A 26,297-nucleotide genomic window follows, 5' to 3' on the forward strand; every position below is an offset into this window, starting at 1 on the left:
AAGACGCCGTTCCGACAGATCGCGGCAATCTGTCGAAGGCGGGGTGGGTCCGGTTGCGGGGGCGTGAGCCGCATGGGCCCGAGGCATGCCTCGGGCGGGTTGGGCAGGACGCCCAACCCCGGTCTTGCCGTGTGCGCAGGACTGCGCCCACGTGCAAGCGGCGACCGAGCTTACATGGGTGAGGGCGCTTTGCTTGCGAAGCACTGCTTCGCAAGCGCCCGAACGCACAGCCGCCAGCGGCTGGGCCGGGCCCCGGAGGGGGACTTGCAGCGGCTCCCGCAACCGGACCTACCCCGCCTCCCCTCAGGAAACCAGCTTCTGCTGTTGCTGTTGCTGTTGCTGTTGCTGTTGCTCTGGATCGTAGCGGGTGCAGGGCGCAGCCCTGCCTAGCAACCCTATACTTGCCGCCGTGACCGCCTTCCCTGCCCTCGTTCCGCTGGATGCGCCGCTGCTGGTGGGCTACAGCGGCGGTGCCGACTCCACCGTGCTGCTGCACTGGCTGTGGCGCTGCGCCCAGCCCACCGGCACGGCACTGCGTGCGGTGCACGTGCACCACGGTCTGCAACCCGATGCGGACGCCTGGGCGCTGCATTGCCGGCATCAATGCGCCGCGCTGGGCATTGAACTGGCCGTGCATCACGTGCAGGTCGACAACCGTGCGGGCCTCGGCCTTGAAGGCGCGGCGCGGCAGGCGCGACGCGCCGCGTTCGCGGCCGAGTTGCGCGAGGGCGAAACGCTGGCACTTGCGCAGCACCAGGACGACCAGGCCGAGACCTTCCTGCTGCGCGCGCTGCGCGGATCCGGCGTCGACGGCCTTGCAGCGATGTCTGCACACAGCCATCTTGGCGAACATCCCCTGTGGCGACCACTGCTGTCGACGTCGCGCGACGCGCTGCTCCACTACGCCCGGGAGCACGCGCTTCAATGGATTGAAGACCCCAGCAACGCGGAAGACCACGCCGATCGCAACTTCCTGCGCCTGCAGGTGTTGCCGTTGCTGCGCCAGCGCTGGCCGCATGCGGCGTCGGCATTGGCGGGCAGCGCAATGCACTGCGGGCAGACCCGTGCTCTGCTGGACGAGGAAGACGCCGAGCTGATCGCGCACCTGGAAGTGGCACCACGCGTGCTTTCGCTGCAGCTGCTGCGCCAGGTGTCACCGGGGCGTGCCGCGCGCGTGCTGCGCGCCTGGGTGATCGGCCATGGGGCCGCCCCACTGCCGGCCACGGTGCTGCAGCAGGCGCTGGACGAGCTGCTGCCAGCCGGCAACGATCGCCAGGCGCGGGTGCGCTGGCACGATCATGCCATCCAGCAATGGCGCGATCATGCCTATCTCCTGCCCGCGCAACTGCCGGCGCTTCCCCATGATTGGCAGGCCGGATGGGATGGACGCGCGCCATTGGCGCTGCCCGATGGCGGTCAGCTGCACCTGCACGGCGCCGAGGCCTTCGAACGGCCGCTCCAGGTCCGTGCGCGTGTGGGCGGCGAACGCATCCTGCTGCCCGGTCGCCAGCATTCGCATGCGCTGAAGGACTGCCTGCAACGCGAACACCTTGCCCCCTGGCGACGCGCCCAGCTGCCGCTGGTCTTCGATGGAGCGCAGCTGCTTGCCGCCGCCGACGTGGTCATCGCAGCTCCCCTGCAGGCCTGGTTGCAGGCCCACGACGCGCAGCTGCAGTGGCGTCCCGGCGGCTGGTGAATTGACCCCCGCGCGCAGCCCGTCCACACTTGCCGCATGGCCAAGAAGTCCCCCGAAAACGCCTCCCCGGTCGCCCAGTTCGAGCAGTCGCTTGAATCGCTGGAACAGCTGGTGGAGCAGATGGAAACCGGCGAGCTGAGCCTGGAAGCCTCGCTCAGTGCTTACGAACGTGGCGTCGGTCTGTATCGCCAGTGCCAGCAGGCGCTGGAACAGGCCGAACTGCGCGTGCGCCTGCTCAGCGATCCGGCGCAGCCGGAAGCATCCGAGCCGTTCGATCCGCCCAGCCATGACGGCTGAGGTTCTGTTCGCGCGCTGGCGCGACCGCATCGAGAGCCAGCTCGACGCCGCCCTGCCCTCGCCCGCCGAGGCCCCGCAACGCCTGCACCAGGCCATGCGCTACTCGGTGCTGGGTGGCGGCAAGCGCATGCGGCCGCTGCTGGTGTACGCCAGTGGCCACCTGTTCGGCGCGCAGCCGGAACAGCTGGACGCGGCGGCGATGTCCGTCGAGCTCATCCACGCCTATTCGCTGGTGCATGACGACCTGCCGGCGATGGACGACGATGCCCTGCGCCGCGGCAAGCCGACCACCCACATCGCCTTCGACGAAGCTACCGCCATCCTCGCCGGTGACGCCCTGCAGACCCGTGCCTTTGGCCTGCTGGCCAATGCGCCGCTGACGGCCACGCTGCGCGTGGCCTGCCTGCAGACCCTGGCCCACGCGTCCGGTGCCTCCGGCATGTGCGGCGGCCAGGCGCTGGACATCGATGCCACCGGCCAGCAACAGACCCTGGCGGCACTGACCCGCATGCATGCACTGAAGACCGGCGCACTGATCCGCGCGGCGGTGCGCATGGGTGCGCTGTGCGGCCAGGCCCACGAACCGCAGCTGGCCCAGCTCGACAGTTTCGCCGATGCACTCGGCCTGGCCTTCCAGGTCCGCGATGACATCCTGGATGTGGAAGCCAGTTCTGAACAACTGGGCAAGACCGCCGGCAAGGACCAGGCACAGGAAAAGAGCACCTTCCCGGCGCTGCTGGGCATGGACGGCGCCAAAGCACAGCTGCGCGAACTGGCAGCGCGCATGCAGGCAACCCTGGCCGGCCATGGCGAGGAAGCCGATCCGCTGCGCGCGCTGGCAACGCTGGCGGTGGAGCGCAATCACTGATTGCTGGCGGCGACGCTGCCGCACTGCGCTCACCGCGCTTGGCCGGCACGAGCGCCAAACAACAACGCCCGGCAATGCCGGGCGTTGCATGTATCCGCGTGCGGACGAACTTACTTGATCAGGCGCAGCGCGAACGGGTAGCGGTACGCCTCGCCGTTGTTGGCCTTGACGGCGGCAATGATGCAGAACACCAGGCTGACCAGACCAACGATCGGCATCAGGATCGCGCCGATGACGACGATGGTCAGGATCATGCAGATGACCATGGCGATGGCCACGGTGATCTGGAAGTTCAGCGCTTCCTTGGCCTGGTCGGTCACAAAGGCCTTGCCCGCATCATCCTTGTTGATCAACCAGATGATCAGCGCGCCGATGAAGCCGGTGAAGATGCCCAGCAGGTGCGCAGCCAGCGCCATCGTGCGCTGGTCGGCCGGGGCCTCGGTGGTCGCCGGCGGCGGCGGGACGTTATCGAATTCGCTCACGACAAAACTCCTTTTCATTGGGTGGTCTTGACCCACCAGCACCAAGCTGGCTGCGTCAGGCGGGCATAGCTTACGCCATCGACGCCATCAATCATTACCGGCAATGGTCATCCGCCCCACCAGGATCGAGCCGGTGCGGATGTGCGAGCGCGGGTCAACATCACTGCCCACCGCTTCGATGCTGCTGAACATCTCGCGCAGGTTGCCGGCGATGGTGATGCCATCCACCGGATACTGGATCTCGCCATTCTCGACCCGGAAGCCACCGGCGCCCCGCGAATAGTCGCCGGTCACCCCGTTGACGCCCTGCCCCATCAGCTCGGTCACCAGCAGGCCATTGCCCATCTGCCGGGCGATGTCCTGCAGCGCGCCAGCATTGGCGGCCAACTGCAGGTTGTGCACGCCACCGGCATTGGCGGTGGTCTGCAGGCCCAGCTTGCGTGCCGAGTAGCTGCCCAGCACGTAGCGCTGCAGGACGCCGTCACGGACCAGCGCCGAAGCTCGGGTGGCCACGCCATCGCCATCGAAGGCGGCCGAACGCAGGCCACGGCGCAGGTGAGGCAGTTCCTCGATCTGCATCCAGCCGGGGAACAACTGCAGGCCGACGCTGTCCAGCAGGAAGCTGGCCTGGCGGTACAGGGCACCGCCGGACACCGCCGACAACAGGTGGCCGACCAGGCTGCGCGCCACTTCCGGGGCGAACAACACCGGCATGCTGCCGGTGGCCATCGAGCGAGGCTGCAGGCGGGCGACGGTGCGCTCGGCAGCACGACGACCGACCAGGCCCACCTCCTCCAGATCCTCGCGGGCCAGCGCACTGGTGTACCAGCCATCGCGCTGCATGCCATCGCCCTGGCCGGCAATCAGCGCACAGCCCACCGAATGATGGGTGCCGCGCTCACGGCCGATGAAACCATGCGAATTGGCATAGACCGACAGGCTCTGCATGCTTGACACCGAAGCGCCGTCGGAATTGCGGATCTGCGCATCGGCCTCGCGGCCTGCGTTCTCACAGGCCAGGGCCAGGTCCACCGCCTCGTCGGCCTGCAGCGCCCACGGGTGCCAGGCATCCAGATCCGGGAAGTCGGTGGCCATCAACGCGGCCTCGGCCAAGCCGGCAGCCGGGTCATCTTCGGTATGCCGGGCGATCGCACAGGCCTGTTCGACCGTGGCGGCAAGGCTGGCCTCGTTCAGGTCGCCAGTGCTGGCACTGCCCTTGCGTTGCCCGAAATAGACGGTGACGGCGATACCGCGGTCACGGGTGGACTGCACGGTCTCAACCTCGCCAAGGCGGACATTGACCTCCAGGCCACGATCCTCGCTGCAGCTGACCTCGGCCTGGCTGGCGCCCAGCGCGCGGGCACGGTCGAGCAGCTGCTGGGAGAGGTCGGCCAGCCGTTCCAGCCGGGCCGCGCTGTCGTCGCCGACGGCCACTTCAGGGGCGATCACGTTCAATGCTTTATCCTGTACGGGTTGGGCCCGGCATCACGCCGGGCGACTTTTTTTGAAATCAGGTATGGACGATGCGCGGACGCGACGAAGAAACCGGTGAATTCCACGACAAGAGCCGCAGCCAGAACCGGCGCGACGCGCTCGACGTCCTGGCCCTGGGCGAGAAGCTGGTGTCGTTGACCCCGGCCCAGCTGGCGCGCCTGCCGATCCCGGAAGACCTGCTGCCGCATATCGCCGAGTGCAAGCGCATCACCGCCCACATCGCCCACAAGCGCCAGCTGGCGTTCCTGGCCAAGCACATGCGGCGCGAAGAAGAGGCCACGCTGGATGCGATCCGCGACGCGCTGGACGCCAACAGCGAGACCGGCCGCCGCGAAGTGGCAATGATGCATCGCGTTGAGGACTGGCGCGACCGCCTGCTGGCCGAGGGTGACAAGGCACTGGCGGCCCTTCTCGACGATTATCCGCAGGCCGATCGCCAGCAGCTGCGCACGCTGGTGCGCAACGCGCAGGCCGAAAAGGCCAGGAACAAGCCGCCGCGCGCCTACCGTGAGATTTTCCAGGTGCTGCGCGGCCTGATGCTGCCGGCCGCGCTGGGCCTGAAGACGGCGGGCGACGAAGACGCCGGCCACGTCGAGACCGACGAAGCCGACGAGGACTGAGTCCGCGCCGGTCGGGGCGGTGGCGCTGGCCATCGCCCGGCTCAGGCCTGGGTACCGCCGACGGTGATGCCCTCGATCAGCAGCGAGGGCTGGCCGACACCCACGGGCACGCTCTGCCCGTCCTTGCCACAGACGCCCACGCCCTCGTCCAAGGCCAGGTCATTGCCGACCATGCGCACCTTCTGCATGGTTTCCGGACCGTTCCCGATCAGGGTCGCGCCCTTCACCGGCGTGGTGACGCGGCCATCCTCGATCAGGTAGGCCTCGGTCGCCGAGAACACGTACTTGCCGCTGGTGATGTCGACCTGGCCGCCGCCGAAGTTGACCGCGTACAGGCCCTTCTTCACCGAACGGATCATCTCCTGCCGGTCGTGCTGGCCGGCACGCATGTAGGTGTTGGTCATGCGCGGCATGGTCATGTGCGCGAACGATTCGCGGCGGCCATTGCCGGTAGGCGCCACGCCCATCAGGCGCGCATTGAGGCTGTCCTGCATGTAGCCGACCAGGATGCCGTCCTCGATCAGCGTGGTGCACTGGCTGGGATGGCCCTCGTCATCGATGTTCAACGAACCGCGGCGTCCGTCCAGCGTGCCGTCATCGACGATGGTCACGCCCGGGGCGGCAACGCGCTCACCGATGCGGCCCGCGTAGACGCTGGTGCCCTTGCGGTTGAAGTCGCCTTCCAACCCGTGGCCAACCGCTTCATGCAGCAGCACGCCCGGCCAGCCCGGACCGAGCACCACCGGCATCACCCCGGCCGGAGCCGGAACGGCGTCCAGGTTCACCAGCGCCTGGCGCAGCGCCTCGCGGGCGAAGGCCTCGGGGCGCCCGTCCGCAAACAGTTCTTCATACCCGTAGCGGCCACCGCCGCCTGCATAGCCGGACTCGCGGCGACCGTGGTGCTCGACGATCACCTGTACGTTCAGGCGCACCAGCGGCCGCACATCAGCACCCAGCACACCGTCGCTGCGTGCGATCAGCACCGTGTCGACGCCGCCGGACAGGCTCACCATCACCTGCTTCACGCGCGGGTCGGCGGCACGCAGGTAGCCATCCAGGCGCTTGAGCACCTCGACCTTGGCCTCGTTGCCGATACCATCGATCGGGTCCAGCGCCGGGTACAGCGCGCGCGCGTTGCCACGCAGCAGCGATCGCCCGGATTGGGCACCGCCTTCGCGTGAGATCGCACGTGCCGACTGCGCCGCCGCCAGCAGCGCGTCGGCGTGGATGTCATCGGAATAGGCGAAGCCGGTCTTTTCGCCGGAAATTGCCCGTACGCCCACGCCCTGTTCGATGGAATGGGCGCCATCCTTGACGATGCCGTCTTCCACGCTCCAGCTCTCGCGGCGGGCATGCTGGAAGTAAAGATCACCGAAGTCCACACCGGGGCCAAGCAACTGGCCGAAGGTGCGCTCCAGGCCAGCGGTATCCAGGCCGCCGGGGCGCAGCAGGCGGTCTTGGGCAAGCGTCAGGGCGATGTCAGTCATGGTTCTCGATCTGGGGATGCGGGGGCGCTCAGGCAAGCCCCGTGAACAGGAAGGCCGCGCTCACCGCGGGCGCGGCAGGCCGGTGACGGTCGGTGGAATGGCCGGCGCCGGTGCCGGCGTGGGTGGTGGAGCCTTGTCGCGGCTGCGTTCGATCACTTCCACCTTGGGCTCCTTCCATGGACCGGTCACCTTGTAGGTACGGGCGCCAATCTCGCCCAACGGCTTGGACAATACCGCATTGGTGGCCGCGCCCAACGCCGCTCCCACCGGGCCACCGGCCACTGCCCCCACCACGGTCAGCAGATTGCCGGCACGCGGGTTGACGTCGATGGTCTGGTCGAACTGCTGGTTGCGCAGGTCGGCCTGGCCGCGGATGGTGATGTTGGCTGCCGGGCCTTCGATCAGCACCTTGTCGGTGCGCGCCATGCCCTGGCCGAACTGCATGCTGCCGTCGATCTGGTTGAACGCGAAGCCCTTGGAGAAGAAGTCGCGGAAGTCGAACATCAGGCGCCGCGGCAGCTGGGTCACGCTGAGCAGGCCCAGCACGCGGCCAGCACCCGGCTCCAGCTCCAGCAGCTGGCCGTTGCGTGCGTGCAGGTCCAGGCGGCCCTGCAGGTTGCCCAGCTGGAAGTCCGACGGCCCCCCGCTCCAGGTGGCCTGCAGCTGGGCCTGGCCGGAGCCACCACGCAGCTGGCCGCCGTAGTCCAGGTTCTGCATCAGTCCGCCCAGATCCTCGCTGCGCACCTGGGCGGTCAGCTCGGTGCGGGCTCCGCCGGCACGGCCCAGCCAGCGACCGCTGATGTCGATCTCCTGGTCCGGCGCGCGGAAGCGCAGCTCGTCCACGTTCAGGCCATTGGCCAACGGTCGTGTGCGCAGCACCGCCTGGCCCAGCACCACCTTGCCGAACTTGAGGTCGGCGATGTCCAGCGCGAACGGCGGCAGCTTGGCCGGGTCCATATCGTTGGCGCCGGCCTGGACCCGGGCGGGTGCGGCCGGTGCATCCGGAGCTGCCGGCAGCGATTGCCAGTGCACACGGTCGAGCTGGCCGCTGATGGTGCCGCCGTCAGCATTGGGGACAGTCAGGCGCCCGGCCAGCGACGGGCCCGCCAGGCGCACGTCCAGCGCCTGCGCGCCCGGATGCAGCTGCAACCGGGTCTGCTCGAAAACGCCACCGATCAGCTTCAATTGACCGACCTGCACGTCCACCGCACGCAGCGGCATCGTGTTGTCATCGCTGCCGCCCCGCGCCAGGCCGATCCACTCCAATGCGTCCAAGGTCGGGCTGCGGCCGTTGACGGTCAATCCGCTGGGCGGCGGCTCGCGATCGACATGGTCGCTGCCCAGCGTCACCTGCACGCCGGTCTGGTTGTTGTGGCTGCGCGCGGCCAGCGCCAGGCGCTGGCCGAACGCCACATCGATGCGGCCGGCACCCATCGGCAGCTGTGCGGCTACGGTGGTCGCCAGCGGCTCGGCAGCCGGTTTGTCCAGCGGCGCCGGCAGATCCAGCCGGGTGCCGACCAGATCGGAGCTCAAGCGCAGCTCGCTGGGCGGCGCAGGAGCACCTGGCGCCACCTTGGGAAGGTTGACCGCGATGGTCCACGGCGAGGTCCCGGTGATGTAGGGCTTGAGCCAGGCCATCTCCGGTGCGCGGTCGATCAGCACGCCGGCGTCAAGCGTGGCCGACAGCTTCGATTCGAAGGCCAGTCTGCTGTCGTGCACGTAGCCACCAGCACGCAGGCTCAGGCGGCCGTCCTGGCCGAGGTGGCGCACCGACAGTTCCTCGGCATCGAAACCGCCATTGCTGTAGCGCGCCTGCCCGTGCATGTTGTCGAAGGCGAGCTGGAAACGCTTGTCGACCAGCTTCACGCCGGCCAGGTCAACCGTCCCCTGCAGATGGCCACCGCCTTCATCGTGGTGCAGCGGTTGCAGCAGATCGAAGGTCACATGCGCCGGGCCCGCTGCGGTGAGGTTGTCCAGGGTATCGCCATAGTCCTTGTGCAGCGGGCTCTGCCGCAGCATGGCCAGCAGTCTGCCGGCCTCGCTCTGTGCATCGGCGCGCACGTACAGCGGCTGCTGCCCGAAATCCTGGATGCCCGCCTCGAACTTCTGCACCGCCACGCCGGCCAGGTCGCCGCGCCCATGCATGTCGAAGCCGGGGCCGATGAAGGCGATATCGGCATCGACCTGGCTCATCAGCGGCCAATCATGCTGGAAGCGGATGTCGCCATTGGTGATGTGGCCGGTGGCCTCGAAGCGGCCATCGTTGTTGTCGAACGGCCAGTCGTCCAGGTCACCGGTGACCAGGCCGACGCCGCCACGTACCTGGCCGCCGGCCAGTGCCATGTCCAGCCAGTCGGTGGCGCCCTTGCTCATCTTGGAGTGGATCCAGAAGCGCTTGGCCGCCGTCATCGGCACGTCGTCCAGCTTGGCGGCCAGCTGCAGCCACGGCCGCGTACCGTCGCCCTGGAACCACACACCGCCGCGCACGTCGGCCGCATAGTCGGTACCTTCCACACGCATCGCCGGCGTCCCGATCCGCCAACCACCGCCCTCGTCGCGCCAGCCCACGATCTGCCCGGCCAGCTGCAGGTCGTGGCGCACGCCGAAGCCGGTGGGCCAGTCGAACTGCAGCTGCCGTTGCGGCTGCAGCTGCAGGCTGAAGCCGTTGGCATCGCCTTCGAAACGCCCGCCAAGGCCGCGCAGCCCCGGTGAATTGCCGACGCTTGCAAAGCCCAGCGACTGCAGTTCACCCTGCGCCCACAATGGGCCATCGCGTTCGCCGGCCAGCTGCAACGCGCGCACGTCCAGCTGCGGCCTGGACAGGAACAGCCAGCGACGCAGGCCCGGCTCAAGGCGATCGCTCAGGGCCAGCGCACGCAGCGCGATGCCGGCCTGCACTTCACCGGAACGCACCCGCAGCTGTTTGCCGACCTGCAGCTGCAGGCCATCGAGGCGCTGCTCGCCGTCTTCATTCTTCAGCCGCAGCCGCGGTACCTGCAGCGCCCAGCCCTCGGCCTGGCGCTGCCAGCGCAGGCGGGCCTGCAGTCGCTGCAGCTGCAGCTGCGGCGCCGCCATGCCGGGTATCGGTGCGCCATCGATGCGCACGTCGCGCAGGTCCGAATCCGTGGTCACCGCCACCGGCACGAAATCGCGCAGGGTCAACCACAGGTTGAGTTCGCCCTTGCCCTCGCGCAGGCGCACACCGCCGGCCGCCAACAGCGGAGACCAGGCATGGAAATCGACCGGATCGGCGCCCAGCCAGGCCTCGCCGTTGCCACGCGTGCGGTCCACATCCAGCACCGCAGTCAATGGCAGCGCTTCGGCCTGGGCCCAGGCGCGCACGCCCACGCGCAGGCGATCGCCATTGACCCGCAGGCGCAGGTCGATGCGCGGCAGCGTGGTGTCGATGCCCAACGTCGGCGAGTGCACGCCCAGGCGCCCCCCGATCACCTGCAGCTCGCCCAGCCGGCGCAGCGCATCCAGCGGATCTCCACCGTCGGCGGACTGTGGCAGCCCACGCACCGACCAGCGACCGCTTGCATCCTGCTGCAGATCCAGCGCCAGCCCACGCAGGCGCAACTCGGTCAGCGAACGGCCAGGCAACAGGCCGCTGTACATCGATACCAGCACCTCGGCCTCGCCAATGGCCAGGCCGCGGCCCGCTCCGATATGCAGGCCTTTGAGCTGCAGCAACGGGCCACGACGGGTCCAGGCCGTCTGCAGCTGGTCGAAACGCACCGGCTGGCCGGCACGTTCGCTCAGCCAGGCCGCAATCCTGTCGGGGTGGCGCTCGGCCAGCGGCAGCAGCTGGCTGAGGGTGCCCACCAGCAGTGCCAGCCCGACCAGGCCCACCGCGCAGGCGGCAATGAGATGACGGCGGATCCTTCGCAGTCGCAGGCGCGGCGGCGCGCTCATCGGCCACCGCCGGCCTGCAGCCGGCGAGGATCAGAGCAGAACGACATCGAACTGCTCCTGCAGGTATTGCTCGTCCGCCTGGAAGCGGATGCTCTTGCCGAGGAATTCCTCCAGCTCGGCCACCGCCGCCGATTCCTCGTCGGTGATGCGCGCGACCACCTTGGTCGAGGCGATCACCAGCAGGCGCGCGGCGTCGAACTGGCGCACCGCGCGGGTGATCTCGCGGAAGATCTCGTAGGTCACCGTCTCGGTGGTCTTGATGCTGCCGCGGCCGCTGCACTGCGGGCAGGTTTCCGACAGCTGGCGCTCCAGGCTTTCCACCGTGCGCTTGCGGGTCATCTCCACCAGGCCCAGCGGCGAGAAGTCATAGACTGTTGTCTTGGCATGGTCGCGCGCAAGCGCCTTTTCCAGCGTGCGCAGCACCTGGCGGCGGTGCTCGGCATCATCCATGTCGATGAAGTCGATGATGATGATGCCGCCCAGGTTGCGCAGCCGCAGCTGCCGCGCCACCGCCTGCGCAGCCTCCAGGTTGGTGCGGAACACCGTTTCTTCCAGGTTGCGCTGGCCGAGGAACGAACCGGTATTGACGTCGATGGTGGTCATCGCCTCGGTCTGGTCGATCACCAGGTAGCCACCGGATTTCAACGGCACCTGCTTGTCCAGCGCGCGGCCGATCTCGTCCTCCACCCCGAACATGTCGAAGATCGGGCGATCGCCGGAATACAGCTCCAGCTTCTCGGCCAGCACCGGCATGTACTTGGCGACGAAGGCCTGCAGCTGGCCGAAGGTCTCCTTCGAGTCCACCTTCACCTTGTCCACGTCCTTGCGGATCAGGTCGCGCACCGAACGCAGCGGCAGGCTCAGGTCTTCATAGATGATGCTGCACGAGGGCGCTTCGCGGCCACGGCGCTCGACCACGTTCCACACGCGCGACAGGTAGGCGATGTCCTCGGCGATGGCCTCGGCCGGCTGGCCTTCGGCGTTGGTGCGCACGATGTAGCCGTAGCCGCCGTGCTGCGCCGACAGCTCGGTCACCAGCGCCTTCAGGCGGGCGCGCTCGGCTTCGTCCTCGATGCGCGCCGACACGCCCACCACCTTGGACTGCGGCAGCAGCACCATGTAGCGCGAGGGAATGCTGATCTGCGTGGTCAGGCGTGCGCCCTTGGTGCCGATCGGGTCCTTCACCACCTGCACGACGATGTCCTGGCCGTCACGCAGCAGCTCGACAATCGGCACGCTGGCCGGCGGCGGCAGGGTGGTGTTCTCGGTATCGGCACTGGCCACCGGCGCCGGCCGCACCACGTCATTGGCGTGCAGGAACGCGGCGCGCTCCAGCCCGACTTCGACGAAGGCGGCCTGCATGCCGGGCATGACCCGCTGCACCTTGCCCTTGTAGATGTTGCCGACCACACCCCGGCGCCAGCCACGCTCGATGTGCAGTTCCTGCAGCATGCCATTTTCGATCACCGCGACCCGGGTCTCGCGCGGGGTCACGTTGACCAGGATTTCCTCAGACATCTGCAGCCTCCCTGGCGGCATCGGCGGTGGGGGCCGGCACGCCGCAGCGCGCCAGCAAACGATCGGTGTGCAGCAACGGCAGCCCCATGACGCCGGAGTAGCTGCCGGACAGGTGCTCGATCCAGCGCTCGGCCCCGCCCTGGATGGCGTAGGCACCGGCTTTGTCCAGCGGTTCGCCGGTGGCGACATAGGCGGCGATGTCGGCAGCGTCGATCGGGGCGAAGGTCACTTCGGAAATGACCAGTTCGCTGTCCAGCCCGTCCGCGCCGACCACCACTACGGCCGTCATCACCTGGTGGGTACGCCCGGCAAGACGCGCCAGCATCCCCCGGGCATCGGCAGCGTCGGCGGGCTTTCCAAACACCTCGCCATGCAGCACCACCTCGGTGTCCGAACCAAGCACCCGCGCCTGCGGGTCATTGGCCAGCACCCGGGCCAGGCCGGCGCGTGCCTTGTCGGCGGCGACCCGGCAGACGTACTGTTCGGCGCTTTCAGCGGGCGCACGCTGCTCGACGACCTCCAGATCCAATGGCTGGAAGGGGCGTCCGAGTCGGGCCAGCAGCTGGTTGCGTCGGGGGGAGCGGGAAGCTAGGTAGAGCATCGGCACAGCATAACCTGAGGCCGCCACCTGAATCGTCGGCAACCCGTCCCGGAACGCGTTCAACCCCGAACGGACTCACAACGCGTTCATCGCTACGACACCACCCTCAACGGCACAACAAGGAGATCCCATGCGCCTGACTGCCACCCCGCTGCTGCTCGCCCTGTCCCTCGCCCTTGGAACCTCGATGACCGCCCATGCCGCTCCGTCCTCGCCATCGATCGCCGCACCGGCCGAGGGCACGCTGCTGAACATCTCGGCCAATGCCGAGGCCACCCGCGTGCCTGACGTGGCCACGCTGTCGGCCGGCGTGGTGAGCCAGGCTGCCGATGGCAACAGCGCCATGCGCCAGAACGCCCAGCAGATGGACAAGGTGCTGGCCGCGATCAAGGCCGCCGGCATCGCCGAGCGCGACGTGCAGACCAGCGGCGTCAGCCTCAACCCGCAGTACCGCTACGCCGACAACGAAGCGCCGAAGATCACCGGTTACCAGGCCAGCAACACGGTCAGCCTCAAGGTGCGCGACATCGCCAAGCTCGGCAAGGTGCTGGACGCGCTGGCCGCGCAGGGCGCCAACCAGATCAACGGCCCGAGCTTCGAGATCGACCAGCCGGAACCAGTGTATGACGAAGCCCGCCTGGCTGCGCTGAAGAAGGCCCAGGCCCGCGCCCAGACCTATGCCAAGTCACTGGGCCTGCAGGTGCGCCGCATCGTCAGCATCTCCGAGAACAGCAATGGCGGTTTCCGCCCGATGCCGATGATGCGCACCATGGCGGCCGGTGCGGCGATGGACAAGGCCACCCCGGTCGCGCCGGGTGAATCCACCGTCTCGGTCAACCTGGACGTGGTGTTCGAACTGGGTCGCTGAGCCGTTGGTCATTGCCGACAGAGGCGGGTTCCCCAGGGGACCCGCCTTTTTTCGTGCATTCCGACGGCAGTGGCTGAAGGCCAGCCCAACACGGCTGCCCCTGCCTCTATGCAGTGGCCGCCCGGGCGCGCTACTGATGCACTGCCAGCCGCGTGCGGCAACCCCGCCACGGGCCCTGGTGCGTTGAGGACTTCGTCACTGGCATGGAGGTGGACCATGGTTCGTACGTATCCCGTTGCATCCCTGCACTTCGACCCCGCCCGCGTTGCCGCCTGGAGCGCGGCGATCGCCCTGCACCTGCTGGCCTTCCTGTTGTTGCTCATCCCTGCGACCTACCAGGCCGTGCAGGCCCCGCGTGAAAAGACCACGGTCAGGCTGATCGAGAAGATCCCGCCAACGCCGCCGCCCCCGGTGCTGGAACAGCCCAGGGAGGTCGCCCGGGTCGTACCGAAGCCACAGACGCAGCCGGCCGCGCCGCCGCTTCCAGCTCCTACCGCAACCGTGGAAGAAGCCCAGGGCATCGCGCTGCCGGCCGCCGAACCGGCCCCGCCCCAGCTTGCACCGAGCATCGATACCTCCGCACCACTGGCCGGTGCCCAGCTGCAGTACCGCAGCGCCCCGCCGCCGGCCTATCCGCTGGCGGCATTGCGCAACCGCGAACAGGGCACTGTGCTGTTGCGGGTAGAGGTGGACACCCGCGGGCAGCCGACGGGGGTCAGCATCGAGCGCAGCAGCGGTTCGCGCAGCTTGGACCAGGCCGCGCGCCTGCAGGTGCTCCGGCACTGGCGCTTCGAGCCGGCCCAGCGTGATGGCGTGGCGGTACCGGCCATCGGCATGGTGCCGGTGCAGTTCTCGCTGCCGGAGTGAAGTGATCGCCGGCCCGGCCACCTGCCGGGCCGGCGCTTCCCTGCACGTGCCAACGGACGGAACCGGATCAACCGTTACCGATTAAGCAAAAATTCACGACTTCGTCACCTACCGGAAACCTAGATTGATCCGTCCCGGAATCTTCCGGAGACAGCCCTCAACGCTACGGTTTTCCAGTTAGGAGAGAAGCTGTGAAACACCTGATCCAACGGCCCGCCAGCCGCCGCCGCAGCACTCTGGCATCGTCCATCACCCATATCCTTACCGGCAGCACCCTGTTGCTGGTTGGCGCCGCGGCTTCCACCTCCGCCTTCGCGCAGGACAAGGCCACCAACCTGGACCGCATCACGGTCACCGGTTCGAACATTCCGCGCACCAACACTGAAACGCCGTCGCCGGTGCAGGTAGTAACCCGCCAGGAAATCGACCGCACCGGCAAGACCACGGTTGCCGAATACCTGCAGACCCTGACCGCTGATGGCTCCGGCTCCATCCCCAAGACCTTCGGCAACGGCTTTGCCGGTGGTGGCGCCGGCATTTCGCTGCGCGGCCTGGGCGCGGGCTCGACCCTGGTCCTGTTGAACGGCCGCCGCATGGCCACCTACGGCCTGGCCGACGACGGCCAGAAGGTCTTCACCGACCTGAGCACCATTCCGCTCGATGCCGTCGAGCGCGTGGAAGTGCTCAAGGACGGCGCCTCGGCAATCTATGGCTCCGATGCCATCGCCGGCGTGGTCAACATCATCCTGCGCAGCGACTTCCAGGGCGCCATCCTGCGTGGCTCCTATGGCCTGTCCGGTGACAGCGATGGCGACGCGAAGAAGGCGACCCTGACCGCCGGCACCGGCGACCTGGCCACTGACGGCTGGAATGCCTTCTTCAGCCTGGACGTCGGCAAGACCGACGCGATCAAGATCAGCGATCGCAAGAACCGCAAGTGGATCGGCACCGGCGACATCCGTCCTTGGGGCTATGGCAACAATGCCCAGTTCCTCGGCGGCGCCTACCTCAATGGCCGCACCAGCGGAGGCGTCGGTCCGAATGGCTCGGTGTATGACGACCGCAATGTCACGGCGACCAATCCGGCAAGGCTCGTGCCACTGCCCGGCTGCCAAGGCCTGACCACCATCCCGGGCCAGACCGACGCGTCAGTGGCGGCCCAGGGCTGCCTGTGGGATCCGGCGCAGCAGTTCCGTGATCTCACGCCTGAAGAGAAGTACGTCAACGTGTTCGGCCGCGCCAGCTTCGCCTTCGGCGAAGGCGGCGAGGTCTACACCGAGATCGGCTACTCGAAGAAGGAAACGATCTTCAGCAACACACCGTCCGGCGTCTCCGGCAGCTGGGGCTATCCCCTTGGCCCGCGCAATGCCAGCAGCGGCCCGGGCGCCGTGGTGCTGTCGCCGACCCATCCCGACAATCCGATCCAGGGCCAGGCCTCGCGCCTGCGCTACTCGGCCTGGGATGTCGGCCCGCGCGTGACCAACAACACCAATGAGTTCAACCGCTTCCTGGTCGGCGTCAAGGGCAACTGGGGTGACTGGAGCTACGACACCGCCTACCTGCACTCCGGTACCGATCTGGTGAACAAGCGCACCGGGTTCCTGCGCTACAGCGCTGTACAGTGCGCGCTGGGCAACCCGAACTGTGCCGGCGGCGTGTGGCGTATTGGCGACAATGCCAACCTCAACTCGCAGGCGCTGTACGACTACATCTCGCCGACCATCAGCGCACGCGCCAAGTCCAGCCTGGACATGTTCGACTTCACCGTGTCGCGCAGCCTGATGGACTTGAAAGGTGGTCCGCTGGGCCTGGCAATCGGTACCGAGTGGCGCAAGACCAGCAACAGCCTGACCCCGCAGACTTACACCGACCAGGGTGACATCATCGGCCTGGGCTATTCGGCCTATGACGGTACGCAGAATGTCTACGCCGGCTACGTCGAACTGTCGGCACCGGTGCTGGAGCAACTGGAACTTTCCGGCGCGCTGCGTTACGACAAGTACGAAAGCGGCGAAGGCAAGGCCACGCCGAAGCTGGGCATCAAGTGGACCCCAGCCGACTGGATCGCTCTGCGTGCCAGCTACGCCGAAGGCTTCCGCGCCCCCAACCCGGCCGAGAACGGCGATGGTGGCCTGGCCGCCTTCTCCAACGCCCGCGATCCGGTGCGCTGCGCCGTCAGCCCGCCGGCCGATGTCGGCACCAACTGCAGCTCGCGCCCGGTCGCGATCATCACCCGCCCCAACAAGGACCTGAAGCCGGAAGAGTCCAAGAGCTACTCGGTGGGCATCGTGCTGCAGCCGACCTCCACCACTTCGATGACCGTGGATGCCTGGCAGATCAAGCGCACCAACGAAATCGCCCAAGGCTCCACGGCCGATGCCATCGCCGCCGGCAACGTGCTGCGTGACATCGACCTGATCAACGGCATCGCTGGCACCGGCAGCATCCTGGCGGTCAACACCGCGTACATCAATGCGGCATCCACGCGCGTGCGCGGTATCGATACCGATATCCGCCAGACCTTCGATATCGGCCCGGGCCAGCTGGAAATGGACCTGCAGTGGAGCCATGTGCTGAAGTACGAGCGCACCGACTCCGACGAGACCTTCGACTATGCAGGCACCCACGGCAACTGCGACGTGACCAACTGCATCGGTACGCCAAAGGATCGGATCAACTTCGGTACCACCTGGCGTCAGGGGCCGTGGAGCGTGAGCGGCGTCGCCAACTACATCTCCAAGATGGACAACAAGGATTTCCGTGGTCCGGAGGGTTCGTACCAGTTCTCCTACGCCGACGGTACCGACGTCACCAAGATCTCCTCGTTCACCACCTTCGATCTGTCCGGCCGCTGGAACATCACCGAAGCCTTCGAACTGAACGCCTCGGTGCAGAACGTGTTCGATCGCATTGCTCCGCTCGATCCGACCACCTACGGTGGCGTGAACTACAACCCGCTGCACTTCAGCGGCGCCATCGGTCGCTACTTCACCGTCGGCGCCAAGTACACCTTCAAGTAATACCGTTCAACGCATCAACTTCGGAGGCCCGGGCAGCAGCCCGGGCCTTCGTCGTTGCACGCCTTGCATGCACGTTCACAGGCACGTGGCTACCGTGTGCAAGCGGCACTACCGCCGCAGGGGATCACCATGGCCACGACATCGCAACGCCTGGGCCTGCCCGCGTTGACTGCACTGGTAGTTGGCTCGATGGTAGGCGCCGGCATCTTCTCATTGCCGCAGAACGTGGCGCGCAGCGCCGGGCCGGCCGCCGCGCTGATCGGCTGGGCGGTCAGTGGCGCCGGCATGCTGATGCTGGCCTTCGTGTTCCAGGCCCTGGCCAACCGCCGGCCGGATCTTGATACCGGCATCTACGCATACGCGCGTGAGGGCTTCGGCAACTACATCGGGTTCTCTGCGGCCTGGGGCTACTGGGTCGCCTCGGTGCTTGGCAATGCCAGCTTCTTCGTGCTGATCTTCAGCGGCCTCGGCCATTTCCTGCCAGTGTTCGGCGAAGGCAACACGCCTGCCGCCGTGGCGGCGTCGTCAGTGCTGCTGTGGACCGTGCACCTGCTGGTGCTGCGTGGCCTGCGTACGGCGGCCATTGTCAATGGCCTGGTGACGGTGGCCAAGCTGCTGCCGATCACGCTGTTCCTGATCCTGGCAGCAGGTGCGTTCCGCATGGAGGTGTTCCGTGCCGATTTCCTTGGCACGCCCGCGCTCGGCGATCTCGGCCAGCAGCTGCGCGGCATGATGCTGGTGACCGTGTGGGTATTCATCGGCATCGAGGGCGCCAGCATCTATTCACGGCGTGCGGCGCGCCGCGCCGACGTTGGCCGCGCCACGGTGATCGGTTTCCTGGGGGTCTGGCTGCTGCTGGTGCTGGTCAGCCTGCTGTCGATGGGCGTGCTGTCGCAGGCCGAACTGGCCGGGCTGCCCAATCCGTCGATGGCCTATGTGCTGCGCGCCATCGTCGGCGAATGGGGCGCGACGGTGATCATCATCGGTTCGATCATCTCCGTCCTCGGTGCATTGCTGGCCTGGGTGCTGCTGTGCGCCGAAGTGCTCTATGCCGCCGCGGGCGACGGCACCATGCCCGCCTTCCTCGGCCGCGAGAACGCGCGTGGTGTGCCGGCCAATGCACTGTGGTTGAGCAATGGCCTGATCCAGTTGTTCCTGCTGCTGGTGCTGGTCAGTTCGGGCAGCTACACCGGGCTGGTGCTGCTCGCTGCGTCGATGAGCCTGGTGCCCTACTTCCTGTCCACGGCATTCGGCGTGCAGCTGGCCTGGCGCGGGCAGGCCTACGCCGATGAGCCCAGTGTGCGCTGGCGTGATTTCGCGGTTGCGCTGCTGGCCAGTGCGTACGCGCTTTGGCTGGTGTATGCCGGCGGCCTCGACAACCTGCTGTTGTCGGTGTTGCTGTACGTGCCCGGCGTGGTGCTGTTCGCACTGGCCCGGCGCCAGCGCGGCGAGCTGGTATTCACGCGTTGGGAATGGGTGCTGTTCGGCGCGATCCTGGCGGTGGCGATCGCCACGCTGGTCGCGTTCTGGAAGGGCCTGATTACGCTGTAGCGCCGAGCCCATGCCCGGCTTCGAGGATGCAGCCGAGCATGGCCTCGGTTCTACAACACGAAAAAAAAACCTGCATCTTGCGATGCAGGTTTCTCAAGGTGGCGCCCGAAGTTGGACTCGAACCAACGACCCCCTGATTAACAGTCAAGTGCTCTAACCGGCTGAGCTATTCGGGCAGACGACTAGTATAACCATTCTTCACGCGCGATGGTAGGGGTGATTGGCGATCATTGCGGCAGCCCGATACAGCTGCTCGGCCACCACCAGCCGCACCAGCATGTGCGGCAGCGTCAATGGTCCAATCGACCACTTCTCATCGGCCAACGCGAATACTTCCGGCGAATGCCCTTCCGGGCCACCGATCAGGAACGCCAGGTCCCTGCCCTGCCCGCGCCAATGCTCCAGGCGTTGTGCCAGCTGTTCGGAGCTGAGCTGGCGGCCCGGCACATCCAGCGCCACCACATAAGCGTTCTTCGGCAGCGCAGCGATTACCCGCCTGCCTTCATCCTCCGTGGCGCGGCGCGGATCGCGGCCCTTGCCGCGCAGGCCAGGCTCGATTTCGACCAGCTCGAACGGCAGCCAGTGCGACAGCCGCTTCTGGTACTCGGCGAAGCCCTGCGCGACCCAGCTGGGGGCGCGTTCACCGGTGGCGATCAGGCGGGCTTTCATCAGCGGTCCTCCAAAACGTCGACGGCGCCATCGGCGCCGTCGAAGGGATGCATCATCGTGTGGCTCAGGCCACTTCGTCGTCGCTGGACGGCGGCTGGTCGCCGACGGTCCACAGGCGCTCGAGGGCGTAGAACTCACGCACGCGCGGCAGCATCACGTGGACGATCACGTCGCCCAGGTCGACCAGCACCCACTCGGCCTCGCGCTCGCCTTCCACGCCCAGTGGCATCACGTCCAGGTTCTTGGCGAAGCGCACGACTTCATCGGCAATCGACTTGACGTGGCGGGTCGAGGTGCCCGAAACGACGATCATGTAATCGGCAACGCTGGACCGGCCGCGCACGTCGATCTCGACCAGGTCCTTGGCCTTCAGGTCTTCGGTGGCTTGGCGGACGCTGGCCAGCAGTTCCGGCACGGACGGCGGCGGGCTGGGAAGATCGACCTTGATGGTCTGGGGCTGGGTCTGGTTGCTCAAAGTGGATCGACTCGATAAACGTGGGGGCGATTATACGGGGATGGCGCGGCCGCGCCATTCACGCCGTGGCCGGGCGGTACAGCCCGTGTGCAGCGACATAGTCGGCCACGGCCGGTGGCAGCAGTGCGCGCCAGGGGCCGCCAGCGGCAATCTGCGAGCGCACGGCGCTGGCTGATTCCTCGCGCAGCGGGTGGTGCAGGCGCAGGACGCGCCCGGCCGGGCTGGCGAACAGGGCCTGCTCATTGTCGGCCCAGCGCCCTTGCAGGGCACGCCCCAGCTCGCCATCGATCGACGCCTGCAACGGACTGCCCGGCCGTTCGGCCACCACGAAGTGGGCCAGGTCGAACAGGGCCTCCCATTCGTGCCAGCCGGACAGGCCCAGCAGGCTGTCGGCGCCCACCAGCCAGGCCAGCGGCCGGCTCGGGCCCAGCTCGCCACGCAGCTCGCGCAGGGTGTCGACGGTGTACGACGGACGACCGGGGCAGCGGGCGGCACGATCCAGTTCGCGGCGGTCCAACAACAGCCCCGGCTCGTCGCCGATGGCCAGCGACAACATCGTGCAGCGCTGCTCAGCGGTGGCACCGGGCACCGCGCGGTGCGGCGGATCGGCGGCCGGCAGCAGGCGCACGGCGACCTGCAGTTCATCACGGGCCGCACGCGCGATCGCCAGGTGCCCCAGGTGCACCGGATCGAAGGTGCCCCCGTAATAGATCCGCAGGCTCATTGCTCAGGCCCGCGCCAACAGGCGCACGGCACGCGGTTCGGCCACCACCACCAGCAGGCGCTCCAGCGCCAGCCAGGCATCACCCTCGGCGCGGCCCTTGGCGATGCGGTCAACCAGCCCGGCTTCGGCCACGAAGCGTTCCCAACGCTTGCTTTCCGGATGCCGCTGCAGCGCGCGCTTGTACGGGGCCTGCCGCGATTCCCAGATACCGCGCGATTTCATTTCAGCCGCCAGGTTGCCGCCACGGGCCTGCACCCGGGCCAGGCCAGCGCCCGCCAGCAGCTCGCGGATCACCATCGGCATCAGCGCAGCCACCGCCTCGCCCTCGCCGCGCAGTCCGGCAAGCATGCGCAGCACCGCCGGCGGTTGGCCGGAAAAGGCCGCTTCCACCAGCCGGAACACGTCATAGCGGGCGGCATCGGCCACCAGCGACTCCATGCGCTCCACGTCCAGCGGCTGGCCATCGGCCAGCAACGCCAGCTTGTCGATTTCCTGGGCAGCAGCCAGCAGATTGCCTTCCACCCGCTCGGCCAGGCGCTGCACGGCGGCAGGATCGGCACGCAGTCCCTTGCCACGCAGGCGGCGCTCGATCCAGTCCGGCAATTCATGCGGCTTGACCGCCCAGGCCACCGCCAGCACGCCGATGCGGTTGATCGCTTCGGCCCACTTGCCCTGGTGGGCCTTGCTCCATTCACTTGCGGTGATCATCAGCACCACGTCCGGCGCCGGGTTGGCACAGAACTGGCTGATCACTTCAGCCCCGTCCTTGCCAGGCTTGCCGCTGGGCAGGCGCACCTCAACCAGGCGGCGGGCACTGAACAGGCTGGGCGCGTTGAAGCTGGCGTCGAGCTGGTTCCAGTCGAAATCACGGCCATCGGCGTCGAACACTTCACGTTCGCCGATGCCGGCGGCGCGTGCGCGTGCGCGGATGGCGTCAGCTGCCTCCAGCACACGCAGGGTTTCCGGGCCGGCAATCAGGTAGACCGGCGCCAGCGCGGTATCAGCGCCCTGGCTGGCCAGCTGCTCCGGACGCAGTTCCATGGCCGCGGCTCAGTGCTTGGCTGCGGGGACCGGCTCGGCCGGTACCGCGCCTTCAATCGGCTTGGCTTTCGGCGCCGACAGGCTGCCGCCCTTCTCGAGCTCGGCACGCACCACGCTGTCGATGCGGCGGATGATCGAGGCGGACATTTCCCGGCGCAGCTCGTTGGCCAGGATCTCGCGTTCGGTGGTGGTACCGGTGGCGTCGGTCGGTGGCGACACGTAGTCACGCGAGAGCTCGATCACCTGCTGCGGCACCAGCTCGCTGCCGTCTTCGCGACGGAAAATGAAGATCACCGCGTAGCGCAGGCTGTATTCCTGCGCACGGCCCTGCGAGTCGATGGCGATCGGCAGGTCGCCCCAGCGTTCGGACAGCACCTGCAGCTGGGTACTGGGTTCGTTGCTGTCCTCATCAGCCAGCCTGGCACCGGAAGCCAGCAGGCTGCGGTTGAGCAGCTTGACCAGTTCACTGTACGGGGCGGTGGATACCACCTTCACCGGGGCGGTGTCGGTGGGCAGCATCAGCTTGTTGCGCAGATGGAAGCCGCAGCCGGCAAGGCCGAGGACAAGAACGAGGGCAAGCAGGATTCGGGTCATGGAGACAGTCTGGCGGAGCCGGGCGATCACGGCAACACACAGCGTGCCCGAAGCCGCGTGAATGCAGGGCCATCAGACGCCTGGCCCTGCACCGGAATGGCACCGGCCACCATACGGGTGGCCGGTGCGGGGTACATCAGGCGGCGACGATGTTCACGATCTTGCCGGGCACGATGATGATCTTGCGCACCGTCAGGCCTTCCAGGAACTTGGCCGCGTTGGGCTCGGCCAGCGCCAGTGCCTCCACCTGCTCGCGCGCGGCGTCGGCCGCCACGTCGATGGTGCCACGCAGCTTGCCGTTGACCTGCACCGCCAGGGTCAGCGCGTCGCGCACCAGCGCACTGGCATCGGCCTGCGGGAACGGCTGGTCTTCCAGCAGCGTCTCCGCGTGACCCAGCACCTGCCACAGGGCGTGGCTGGCATGCGGGGTGATCGGGTTCAGCAGCAGCACGATGGCCTGCAGCGCTTCCTGGCGCACCGCACGGCCCTGCTCACTGCCGTCCTCGAACTTGGCCAGTGCGTTCATCAACTCCATCACCGCAGCGATCGCGGTGTTGAAGCTGTGGCGGCGGCCGTAGTCGTCACCGACCTTGCCGATGGTTTCGTGGGTCTTGCGGCGCAGCGCCTTCTGGTTGGCGTCCAGTGCTGCAACATCCAGCGCCGGGGCGGCGCCGTCGGCGGCATGCTTCTGCACCTGGGCCCAGAGGCGGCGCAGGAAGCGGGCCATCCCGTCCACGCCGGCCTCGTTCCACTCCAGCGACTGCTCCGGCGGCGCGGCGAACATCGAGAACAGGCGCACGGTGTCGGCGCCGTACTTGCCGACCATCGCCTGCGGGTCCACGCCGTTGTTCTTCGACTTGGACATCTTCTCGGTGCCACCGACCACCACCGGCTGGCCGTCGGCGATCAGGGTGGCGCCGGTGATGCGGCCGCGCTCGTCGCGCTGCACTTCCACATCGGCCGGATTGATCCAGTCCTTCGAGCCGTCCGGGTTCGGGCGGTAATAGGTTTCGGCGATCACCATGCCCTGGCACAGCAGGTTGCGCGCCGGTTCGTTGCTGTCCACCATCCGCGCGTCGCGCAGCAGCTTGTGGTAGAAGCGGAAATACATCAGGTGCAGGATCGCGTGCTCGATGCCACCGATGTACTGGTCCACCGGCAGCCAGTAGTTGCCGCGCTTGTCGACAGCGTCACGGGCACCCGGCGAGGTGTAGCGGGCGTAATACCAGCTCGACTCCATGAAGGTGTCGAAGGTATCGGTCTCGCGCTCGGCCGCACCGCCGCAGTCCGGGCAGGTGGTCTTGCGCCATTCCGGGTCGGTCTTGATCGGCGAACCGGTACCCGAGAACGCCACGTCCTCCGGCAGCACCACCGGCAGTTGTTCTTCCGGCACCGGCACCGCGCCGCACTTGGCGCAGTAGATCACCGGAATCGGGCAGCCCCAGTAGCGCTGGCGGCTCACGCCCCAGTCGCGCAGGCGGTAGTTGACGCGGCGCTGGCCCTGGGCCTTGCGCTCGAAGCGTTCGGCCAGCGCTTCGAACGCGCCCTGGAAGTCCAGGCCGTCGAATTCGGCCGAGTTGACCAGCTCGAAGGCACGGCTCTTGTCGCTGTACCAGTCCTGCCAGCGGCTGCCGTCCCAGGTGCGCTCTTCGTCGGTGCGCGGATCCTTCAGCGCGATGACCTGCTTGATCGGCAGCCCGTACTTGTTGGCCACTTCATTGTCGCGCTGGTCATGGCCCGGCACCGCCATCACCGCGCCGGTGCCGTAGCCCATCAGCACGAAGTTGGCGACCCACACCGGGACCGGCTCGCCGGTCACCGGGTGCAGCGCGCGCAGGCCGGTATCCATGCCGCGCTTTTCCTGGGTTTCCAGCTCGGCTTCGGACACCCCCCCCTGCTTCAGGTCGACCAGCAGCGCGGCCAGTTCCGGATTGTTCTTCGCCGCGTGCAGCGCCAGCGGGTGTTCGGCGGCAATCGACACGAAGGTCACGCCCATCACCGTGTCCGGGCGGGTGGTGAACACACGCAGCGGGTCCAGCGCGCTGCCGTCGACATCGCGCACGTCGAACTGGATTTCCAGGCCTTCGGAACGGCCGATCCAGTTACGCTGCATGGTCTTGACCGATTCCGGCCAGCCGTCCAGCTCGTCCAGGCCATCCAGCAGCTCCTGGGCATAGTCGGTGATGCGCAGGAACCACTGCGGGATCTCGCGCTTCTCGACCAGGGCACCCGAGCGCCAGCCGCGGCCGTCGATGACCTGCTCGTTGGCCAGCACGGTCTGGTCGACCGGGTCCCAGTTCACCACCGCATTGCGGCGATAGGCCAGGCCCTTGCGCATCAGGCGGGTGAACATGCGCTGCTCGTGGACGTAATAGTCCGGGCGGCAGGTGGCGAACTCGCGCGACCAGTCGATGGCGTAGCCCAGCGACTTCAGCTGGCTGCGCATGTGGTCGATGTTCTTGTAGGTCCACGCCGCCGGCGCGGTCTTGTTCTTGATCGCGGCGTTTTCCGCCGGCAGGCCGAACGCGTCCCAGCCCATCGGCTGCAGCACGTTGTGGCCGGTCATGCGCTTGTAGCGGCTGATCACGTCGCCAATCGTGTAATTGCGCACGTGGCCCATGTGCAGCGCACCGGACGGGTACGGAAGCATCGACAGGCAGTAGTACTTCGGCTTGTCCGAAGTCTCGTCGACCTCGAAGGCACGGGTAGCGTCCCAGTATTGCTGGGCGGCGGATTCAACCTGCTGCGGGTCGTAGGCGTTGGTTTCAGCGCTGGTCATGGAACACGCGGATGCGGCGGCAAAGCGGTACAGCGTACCGCAGTGCGGCAAACGTCTCCAATCCTGCCCGCCGGAGGCAGGCGCCGCGACGCCCCGGGAGGCGTCTCAGCGTGGGCGCGACAGCGGCAGGGCCGCCCCCAGCCAGACTGCCCAGCACGCAAACGCCAGCCGTTGTGCCAGCGGCGCCGGCAGTACGCCCTGCAGGGCAAACGCGGCCAGCGCGGCCAGCATGCCGCAGCCCAGCGCCAGTACGCCCAGCGCGCGGCCATGCACCTGGCGCAGACCGGATACGGCCAGCAGCAGGGTTCCGGCGACAAAACCCAGCACCCAGATCATCCAGGCGCTGGCATGCAGTTGGCTGGCCGGCCCGTGCAGGTCATCCACATCCAGCGGCAGCAACCCCATCGCGGCGAAGGCCAACCCGGCCAGCAGCAGCATCTGGCTGCCCACCCGTGGCGCCCAGCCGGCGGTTGCCGGCAGCCCGCGGCGCAGGCACTCGGCCACGATCGCCGCCAGCAGGCCCGGCAGCACGAAGCCCAGCAGATTGAAGGCCAGCGCATGCGGCACCCCCTGCGCGCCCAGCAGTGCCACCGGATGACGGGCTTGTGCGTAGCCGTCCAGGCCGGCGCCGAAACCGATCACCGCCAGTACAAACAGCAGCGCGGCGACCAGGCCAGGCAGGCGCAGCAACGGTGACAGGGACGACATGCAGACTCCGGAAAGTACGGCGA

At 67.7% G+C, this 26,297-nt stretch carries 21 protein-coding genes and 1 tRNA gene; 8 read left to right on the forward strand and 14 right to left on the reverse strand.

All coding sequences use genetic code 11. The features are described from left to right. Positions 1-409 precede the first annotated feature (409 nt). Genes tilS through R5H29_RS04695 form a run of 3 tightly spaced genes read left to right on the forward strand, consistent with a single transcriptional unit; the run spans position 410 to position 2,861 of the window. Positions 410-1,696, forward strand: a complete 1,287-nt coding sequence (gene tilS, locus R5H29_RS04685; protein WP_332328841.1) for a tRNA lysidine(34) synthetase TilS — start codon at positions 410-412, stop codon at positions 1,694-1,696. 36 nt (positions 1,697-1,732) lie between these two features. Next, positions 1,733-1,993 (forward strand): exodeoxyribonuclease VII small subunit, encoded by a 261-nt coding sequence (locus R5H29_RS04690; RefSeq protein WP_005410522.1) that lies wholly within the window; start codon positions 1,733-1,735, stop codon positions 1,991-1,993. Then, positions 1,983-2,861, forward strand: a complete 879-nt coding sequence (locus R5H29_RS04695) for a farnesyl diphosphate synthase (RefSeq protein WP_134729831.1) — start codon at positions 1,983-1,985, stop codon at positions 2,859-2,861. The genes R5H29_RS04690 and R5H29_RS04695 overlap by 11 nt, the downstream gene beginning before the upstream one ends. A 110-nt stretch (positions 2,862-2,971) precedes the next feature. Here the strand turns inward: R5H29_RS04695 and R5H29_RS04700 are convergent, their stop codons facing one another. Together R5H29_RS04700 and pmbA are read right to left on the reverse strand one after the other, a co-directional pair. Continuing rightward, the gene (locus R5H29_RS04700; RefSeq protein WP_019662100.1) at positions 2,972-3,343 is read right to left on the reverse strand and encodes a DUF4870 domain-containing protein; all 372 of its coding nucleotides are present in this window, start codon (positions 3,341-3,343) and stop codon (positions 2,972-2,974) included. 87 nt (positions 3,344-3,430) lie between these two features. Continuing rightward, positions 3,431-4,798: a metalloprotease PmbA gene (gene pmbA / locus R5H29_RS04705; RefSeq protein ID WP_019662101.1), complete on the reverse strand. Its 1,368-nt coding sequence runs from the start codon at positions 4,796-4,798 to the stop codon at positions 3,431-3,433. Between the two features lie 68 nt (positions 4,799-4,866). Between pmbA and yjgA the strand changes: the two genes are divergently transcribed. Beyond that, on the forward strand, positions 4,867-5,457 hold the full coding sequence (gene yjgA, locus R5H29_RS04710; protein ID WP_019662102.1) for a ribosome biogenesis factor YjgA: 591 nt from the start codon (positions 4,867-4,869) through the stop codon (positions 5,455-5,457). 41 nt (positions 5,458-5,498) lie between these two features. Here the strand turns inward: yjgA and tldD are convergent, their stop codons facing one another. From tldD to R5H29_RS04730, 4 genes are read right to left on the reverse strand one after another with little or no spacing between them, the layout of a single operon-like run. Then, a complete protein-coding gene (gene tldD, locus R5H29_RS04715) occupies positions 5,499-6,944 on the reverse strand; it encodes a metalloprotease TldD (protein ID WP_332328842.1) in 1,446 nt (481 codons plus the stop codon). Positions 6,945-7,004: 60 nt separating this feature from the next. After that, entirely contained in the window at positions 7,005-10,859 is a 3,855-nt protein-coding gene (locus R5H29_RS04720; protein ID WP_332328843.1) for a YhdP family protein, read from the reverse strand. A gap of 30 nt (positions 10,860-10,889) precedes the next feature. After that, positions 10,890-12,377: a ribonuclease G gene (rng, locus tag R5H29_RS04725; protein ID WP_019662105.1), complete on the reverse strand. Its 1,488-nt coding sequence runs from the start codon at positions 12,375-12,377 to the stop codon at positions 10,890-10,892. Next, on the reverse strand, positions 12,370-12,978 hold the full coding sequence (locus R5H29_RS04730; protein ID WP_180876517.1) for a Maf family nucleotide pyrophosphatase: 609 nt from the start codon (positions 12,976-12,978) through the stop codon (positions 12,370-12,372). The genes rng and R5H29_RS04730 overlap by 8 nt, the downstream gene beginning before the upstream one ends. 130 nt (positions 12,979-13,108) lie before the next feature. Here R5H29_RS04730 and R5H29_RS04735 point away from each other — a divergent pair, with 130 nt between their 5' ends. The 4 genes from R5H29_RS04735 to R5H29_RS04750 all read left to right on the forward strand — a co-directional run bounded on the left by R5H29_RS04735 (position 13,109) and on the right by R5H29_RS04750 (position 19,284). Then, entirely contained in the window at positions 13,109-13,846 is a 738-nt protein-coding gene (locus tag R5H29_RS04735) for an SIMPL domain-containing protein (RefSeq protein ID WP_021204307.1), read from the forward strand. 216 nt (positions 13,847-14,062) lie between these two features. After that, positions 14,063-14,713 carry an energy transducer TonB gene (locus tag R5H29_RS04740; protein ID WP_019662108.1) on the forward strand — a complete coding sequence of 217 codons (651 nt, stop codon included), beginning with the start codon at positions 14,063-14,065 and terminating at the stop codon, positions 14,711-14,713. A gap of 191 nt (positions 14,714-14,904) precedes the next feature. After that, positions 14,905-17,733 carry a TonB-dependent receptor gene (locus R5H29_RS04745; RefSeq protein WP_019662109.1) on the forward strand — a complete coding sequence of 943 codons (2,829 nt, stop codon included), beginning with the start codon at positions 14,905-14,907 and terminating at the stop codon, positions 17,731-17,733. Between the two features lie 129 nt (positions 17,734-17,862). After that, positions 17,863-19,284, forward strand: a complete 1,422-nt coding sequence (locus tag R5H29_RS04750) for a basic amino acid/polyamine antiporter (protein WP_058982163.1) — start codon at positions 17,863-17,865, stop codon at positions 19,282-19,284. Between the two features lie 99 nt (positions 19,285-19,383). Here R5H29_RS04750 and R5H29_RS04755 read toward each other — a convergent pair. The 8 genes from R5H29_RS04755 to R5H29_RS04790 all read right to left on the reverse strand — a co-directional run bounded on the left by R5H29_RS04755 (position 19,384) and on the right by R5H29_RS04790 (position 26,274). Next, positions 19,384-19,460, reverse strand: a tRNA-Asn gene (locus R5H29_RS04755). 22 nt (positions 19,461-19,482) lie between these two features. After that, positions 19,483-19,953 carry a 23S rRNA (pseudouridine(1915)-N(3))-methyltransferase RlmH gene (rlmH, locus tag R5H29_RS04760; protein WP_332328844.1) on the reverse strand — a complete coding sequence of 157 codons (471 nt, stop codon included), beginning with the start codon at positions 19,951-19,953 and terminating at the stop codon, positions 19,483-19,485. Positions 19,954-20,017: 64 nt separating this feature from the next. Next, a complete protein-coding gene (gene rsfS, locus R5H29_RS04765) occupies positions 20,018-20,428 on the reverse strand; it encodes a ribosome silencing factor (RefSeq protein WP_005410536.1) in 411 nt (136 codons plus the stop codon). Positions 20,429-20,486: 58 nt separating this feature from the next. Beyond that, positions 20,487-21,152 carry a nicotinate-nucleotide adenylyltransferase gene (nadD, locus tag R5H29_RS04770; protein WP_019662112.1) on the reverse strand — a complete coding sequence of 222 codons (666 nt, stop codon included), beginning with the start codon at positions 21,150-21,152 and terminating at the stop codon, positions 20,487-20,489. Positions 21,153-21,155: 3 nt separating this feature from the next. Beyond that, the gene (holA, locus tag R5H29_RS04775) at positions 21,156-22,193 is read right to left on the reverse strand and encodes a DNA polymerase III subunit delta (protein ID WP_332328845.1); all 1,038 of its coding nucleotides are present in this window, start codon (positions 22,191-22,193) and stop codon (positions 21,156-21,158) included. 9 nt (positions 22,194-22,202) lie between these two features. Beyond that, entirely contained in the window at positions 22,203-22,787 is a 585-nt protein-coding gene (gene lptE, locus R5H29_RS04780) for an LPS assembly lipoprotein LptE (RefSeq protein ID WP_019662114.1), read from the reverse strand. Between the two features lie 136 nt (positions 22,788-22,923). Continuing rightward, positions 22,924-25,566, reverse strand: coding sequence for a leucine--tRNA ligase (gene leuS, locus R5H29_RS04785; protein WP_026347280.1), 2,643 nt, complete (start codon positions 25,564-25,566; stop codon positions 22,924-22,926). A 105-nt stretch (positions 25,567-25,671) separates the two neighbouring features. Beyond that, complete coding sequence (locus R5H29_RS04790; RefSeq protein WP_019662116.1) at positions 25,672-26,274, reverse strand: DUF998 domain-containing protein; 603 nt, start codon at positions 26,272-26,274, stop codon at positions 25,672-25,674. Positions 26,275-26,297 lie beyond the last annotated feature (23 nt).

The organism is Stenotrophomonas sp. A3_2 (genome assembly GCF_036624925.1).
In the GTDB taxonomy this organism is placed as follows: domain Bacteria; phylum Pseudomonadota; class Gammaproteobacteria; order Xanthomonadales; family Xanthomonadaceae; genus Stenotrophomonas; species Stenotrophomonas hibiscicola.